Origin of the sequence: Microbacterium sp. ISL-103, assembly GCF_018613995.1 — a bacterium.
Taxonomy (GTDB): domain Bacteria; phylum Actinomycetota; class Actinomycetes; order Actinomycetales; family Microbacteriaceae; genus Microbacterium.
In genome coordinates, this window is the sequence record NZ_JAGGPD010000241.1 from 1 (window position 1) to 5,267 (window position 5,267).

The following is a 5,267-nucleotide window of genomic DNA, read 5'->3' on the forward strand; positions in this document are numbered from 1 at the left end:
CGGATGCTGCCATCGGCACCGCCACTAACGACACGAATGCCAGGGTGATGGCTGCGATGGTGGCGAGCAGCGCGCGGCCCGGTCGGTGCGTGTTCGATGTTGCAGCGTTCATGCGTGAGATCTCCGTGAGTAGTGCGAGCGGTGTCGGCTCGTGCGAATCGCCATGGAGGCGGGGAGCGAGACGCGGTGCCGGCGCCGGTGAGGACAGCGGCACCGCGTCGGAGGTCACTCGTTGCCGATGGACTTGTCGAGGTTGTCGCGCACGGAGTCGACGTGACCCTCGACACCTTCGGGGGCGACCTTTTTCACGAAGTTCGCCCCCGCGTCGAGGACCGAGTCGCTGACCTTCTCGGCCTGCTCGCTGTGCAGCAGTTCCTCGATCCGGTCCTTGTTCTCCTCGAGGAATTCCTTGCCCTTGTTGACGAGGTCGTCGATTCCCATGACTGTCTCCTTCCCGCCCGCGAGGGCGTCTTTCGTTTCTGCGTTGCAGGTCGCGACGCAGGCTAGAGGCTGTATGGAACTGCCATACAGAGGACGATGGCGCTCACGCTGAAGGCCAGGAACGCACCGAGATGCCACCACGCGCTGACTTCGTGGCCGTCTGGGTGACGCGGACGGAAGAGGACGTCCAGACGTTCCGACGGATGCACGGGACGCGCCATGCTTGCGGCACCGGTATCGGCACCGACGATGGGTCGGACATCGGTCCCGGGAGGAGTCATCTCCGTCGGCATCGCCGAAAGGCTGTCGACGGCGTATCCACCAGCCGAGTTTTGAGAGGGCAGGGGTCCCCACACCTGCCCTCTCCCGCTCAGTGTCCAGGGCTGAGCGGTTGCCTCTGCGTGGGGCAGAGCCAGCGGTTGCCGCGCCGACGATAGCCGTGGCGGGCTGGTCGTTGATGATCTCGGATGTGACCGCATGATGCCGGGCTCAACGCTTCTCGATGTATGCCGGGGACCCCGGCAAGACGCTTCTGGTCAGTCCGGCATCCGCCATGGCCTCGGCCGCGAGCTTGCGCTTGCGCTCGATTGACTGGCCGATCTCCATCGCAAGACGGGGCCGGGTCTGGACCATCTTGTCGACCACCTCGGAGGGGACCGTCAGCACTGTGACGACCGTCCGAGCAACCGACGTACCAATGGCGGGTTCACGCGTCAACGCGGTCTGCCCGACGTAGTCGCCGGCCTCGACATCGTTGAGGTCGATTCGGCCTGCGGGTGTGTCGAGCCATGTGCGAACTGCTCCGTCGACGACGAATCGAATGTCGGTAGGTACCGCGCCAGCCAACTGCAGCAGTTCTCCCGCACCATAGCGCTCGACCTTCGCTGACTCGGCAAGCAAGCGTCGTTCTGCCTCCCCCACCTGAAGAACCGGACCGACGGTTTCGAGCGCGCGTGCGACCGACGACTGGTCTGAGTTACCAACAGAGGTATCTCCATCGAGCGCGATGCCGCGGCGACGGGCCGCGTACCACAGCCAGGACAGGTAGAGGGATACACTCGCCGGAGCGGCCGCGGCACCCATCACGGGAAGGGTCACCGAGAAAGCGCCAGCGCCCGAGTACTCGGCAGTCGCCACGTGTTCCACAGGTCGCTGCGGAAGTGCCTCGGCGACATCCAGCAGCAACTTGATGACCTCTTGCGGAGAGTCGTCGGTTCCGAACTTGAGATTCACGGTGGTGCGGTAGACCGCCTCCGGGAGACTCTTGTTGGTGAACGACGCGCCGGACAACGATGAGTTGGGAACGATCTGGATGCCCGACCCCGTGTCGATGTGCACAGCACGCCAGTTGACTTCGACGACCCGCCCTTCGATGCCGCCCACCTCAAGCCAATCTCCGATCTTGAAGGGCTGCTCGAACAGCAGAAGCAGCCCAGAAATGACACCACCGACGGCGTTCTGTAGCGCGAGACCGATGACAATCGACGTCACTCCGAGAGCGGCCACCAGTCCGCCGACATCCGCTCCCCACACCCACTGGAACAGGAATCCGAGTCCGACCACGACGAGGATGAGACGCGCGATCTCCACGAAGATCGATGGGATGCGCTCTCGCCATGACCCCTCCTCGGCGCGGGAGAAAAGAGCGACGTTGAAAGCGCTGAGCACCAGAAGAATGACAAGAAAGCCCAGCACCGTCGCGACGACGCGGGTCCAGACCTGGTCGGTTTCGGACCGTGAAGCCATTGCGAGAAGTGCACACAGGCCGCCGACCGGGACGACCCAGTTCCGGAGCAGTCGCAGGGGTTTCGCCGCCGCATGACCTCGACGGTTCAGCGCGCCGATGGCTTCGGTGAGCACCACCAGCATCAGTGGGACGCCAACCGCGACTGCGATAGCCCACCCGACCCACTCGCCAGAAAGGTTGATGCTCACGGCAGACGCCAAACGATCTGCGGCGTTCCCTGAAGGTCGAGGGCTCCTGCCTCGACGAAACTCACCGAATCCTGCAGCCTGTCTCGTACCGCTTGGCTGACGTACACGCCGGGATCCCCCGTGACGCTTCGAACGCGGTATGCGAGGCTGACGGCGTCGCCCCACAGGTCGTACGCGAGTGTGGTTCGCGCGACCAATCCACTGGTCACGGTCCCCGTGTCGACGCCAGCTCGAAGGTCGATCTGCGAGCCGTGTTGCGCGTTGAACCGCTGCACCACTTCCCGCATCTCACTCGCGAACTCCACCGCTCGCCGAACGTTGTCGACTCGAGGAACGATGAGCCCAGAGGACGCGAGATACCCACCTCGAAGAGTGCGGACCTTCTCGACGCCCGCTTTCTGAGCTGCTTCGTCGAAGCCTCGCATGAGCAGGTTCAGTTGAACGATCTCCTGCTCGCTGCTGAGCGAGGAAGAGAACTCGTCGAAGCCGACCAATTCCGCGTACACGACCGAGACATCATCGTGTTCCTCTGAGATCGTCTCCTCGCCCTTCTTGTACCTCTCGGCGACCGTCGACGGCATGAGAGTCAGCAGGAGTTTCTGGTTCTCGTCGCGCTGCGCGTCAATGAGCTCCTGCTTCACGCGCAGACTCGCTGCCATGTCATTGAACGCTGTTCCGAGGTCACCGAACTCGTCTCGGCTTCCCTCCGGGACCTGCACGGCCAGGTCTCCTCCCGCAACTTTCCGGACCGCATCGACGAGACGCCTTACTGGCCGTGCGAACACTTGTGCCAGAAGTAGTGATGCGACGGAGACGAACAGGAGAATCGCGAGCGTTGAGAGCACGAGGTTTCGGGTGAACTCTGAAACGGGCCGGAACGCTTCGTCGGCGTCCATATGAGCGACGATGACCCAGTCCAAGCCGGCGATCTCCACGGGAGCATAGGCGACGAGGCTGTCGGAGTTCGTGTAGTCCGCCGCGACGACGGTGCCCGTCTCCCCGGCGATGGCGCGCTGCACGCCTGTGAAGTCAACGGGTTGAAGCTGGACGGTCCCCTGGACCTGCGTCACACGCTCGGCGACATCGGGCGAGGTGCCATTCTTGACCACCGCGTCGACATAGGCCTCGGGATCTTCTACGAGGAGGCGCGAGACGCTACGCATCAGCTTGTCCTTCCCGGCCAGATATACCTCGCCCGTGTTCCCCAGGCCTTGCGCCGCCCACTGGCCTCCCCCGGTCGTCACGGTGTTGATCTGCTCGACCGGAATCTGGACTGCTATCGCACCGATGATGTCGGTGGCGGAACCCACCGGCGAGATCACCCACGCGGTCGGCACATTGAGGGAGGGCAGGTAGCGTTCGAAATCAGTCGTGATGACCTCATCGACGCTTCCGTTCCGCATCACCTCATCGAAGGCCGACGTCAGAATCGTCTCCGAGTACGGCTCCTCCCGCAGGTTGACACCGAGGTCGACGCTCTTGTAGGCGGAGAAGACGACGTTCGCACTCTTGTCGAGGACCAGGACGTCCTCGTATCCGAGTTCGTCCACGAGTCCCGTGAAATAGCTCCCGTACTCTGCGTTCGCCGTCGACCACGCGCTCCCGTCCCCGGCATCATCGAGCGCGAGTCCGGCATCGAAGTCGTCATACGGACGGTTCGCGACGTATCGCGCCTGAAGGTAAACTCCGGCAGCGGTCGCCGGCACGAACGCCTCCGGTTCGTAGTCCAGCCCGGACCGGTCCTCAAGAGCGGGGACGAACGAGGACTCGTAGAAGTCTCCGACAGAGGACCGGTCAGCGTCGAGCGTGGGGATCGTGTTCAGTTCGGCGAAGCCCTCGACAAACGCCTCGGTCGCTTGAACAGCACTGGCGTTGCGTGAGTCCAGACGAACGCTCTGCTGGAGCCGCTGAAACTCTCGTTCGATGGCTTCGGCACGCAGGTCCCGAATGCTCGTGAGCTGCTCGAAGGCTGCGGTACGAAGCGAGTCCCGTCCATTGACAAACCCGATGACGCCGACAATCGCTGACGACAACAAACTCACCAGGAGCAGCATCACAAGAAGCTTCGACTGAATGCTGAATCCAGGCCTTCGCCAATTTTGAGTAGAGAACCTGCCTCTCGCGGGCGTCGAAGGTACGGCCGCGGTATCGGCTGTGACTGTCACTTTGCTCTCGTTCTCTCTGAGTGGATGTTTTCGTTCGCGGTCGCTGAGGCGTAAAGGTCCTGAAACGCTCGCGCAGCCGCCTGGGTGTTCCGGTCCAGCAACGCGTAGCGAAGACGCTCGTAAACGTCTTTTGCTGCGGCGCCGGGAGTCGGAACGACCACCGCCTGCCGCAGATTGGCGTCGACGACGAGTGCGAGATCGCCGAGAACCTGCGTGGTGACGGTGTCTGCGGACGCTGACCAGATGTGCTCAAGGAGGCGTCTCAGCGAAGACCGCCACTTCGCAGACTCGTCAGATCCGGATGCATGAGCGAGGTCATCGACCAGGGCGACAGCAAGGTCGAGCTCACCGCTGGTGAATCGCGTCACAGCATGCCGAAGCAGCTCGGCACCTTGGTAACTCAGCACCTTAAGCGTCTGAACGTGCAGATCAGGGTGAGGAAGCGACACCCGCGTGAACCGACCTGGCTGGGTGCTCACCAGCCCCAAGCGCGCGAGACGCGCGAGCGCCTCGCGGATGGGGGTTCGCGAGACACCCAGCCACGACTGCAGCTCCTCGATGCGAAGTGTCTCACCGGGCTCCAACGTGCCATCACAGATGGCATCGCTCAACGCCCGAAAGCTTGCGTCGCTGAGAGACCCGGCGTCCACCACCAGTTCGAGCTCGCGTCGAGGAACCGCCACCGCACCCACCAAAGCCATCCGGTGCAACCGGAATGACGGTCCC

The 5,267-nt window shown here is 63.2% G+C and carries 4 protein-coding genes; all 4 read right to left on the reverse strand.

Going from position 1 to position 5,267, the window contains the following annotated elements; all coding sequences use genetic code 11:
* Positions 1-225 precede the first annotated feature (225 nt).
* Positions 226-441 carry an Rv0909 family putative TA system antitoxin gene (locus tag J7E68_RS09845; RefSeq protein ID WP_215172127.1) on the reverse strand — a complete coding sequence of 72 codons (216 nt, stop codon included), beginning with the start codon at positions 439-441 and terminating at the stop codon, positions 226-228.
* A gap of 489 nt (positions 442-930) precedes the next feature.
* Entirely contained in the window at positions 931-2,376 is a 1,446-nt protein-coding gene (locus J7E68_RS09850) for a mechanosensitive ion channel domain-containing protein (protein WP_215172129.1), read from the reverse strand.
* A complete protein-coding gene (locus J7E68_RS09855; RefSeq protein ID WP_215172131.1) occupies positions 2,373-4,430 on the reverse strand; it encodes an adenylate/guanylate cyclase domain-containing protein in 2,058 nt (685 codons plus the stop codon). Before J7E68_RS09855 ends, J7E68_RS09850 begins: the two co-directional genes overlap by 4 nt.
* A 107-nt stretch (positions 4,431-4,537) precedes the next feature.
* On the reverse strand, positions 4,538-5,267 hold a 730-nt coding region (locus tag J7E68_RS09860), incomplete at its 5' end, for a GntR family transcriptional regulator (RefSeq protein ID WP_215172133.1).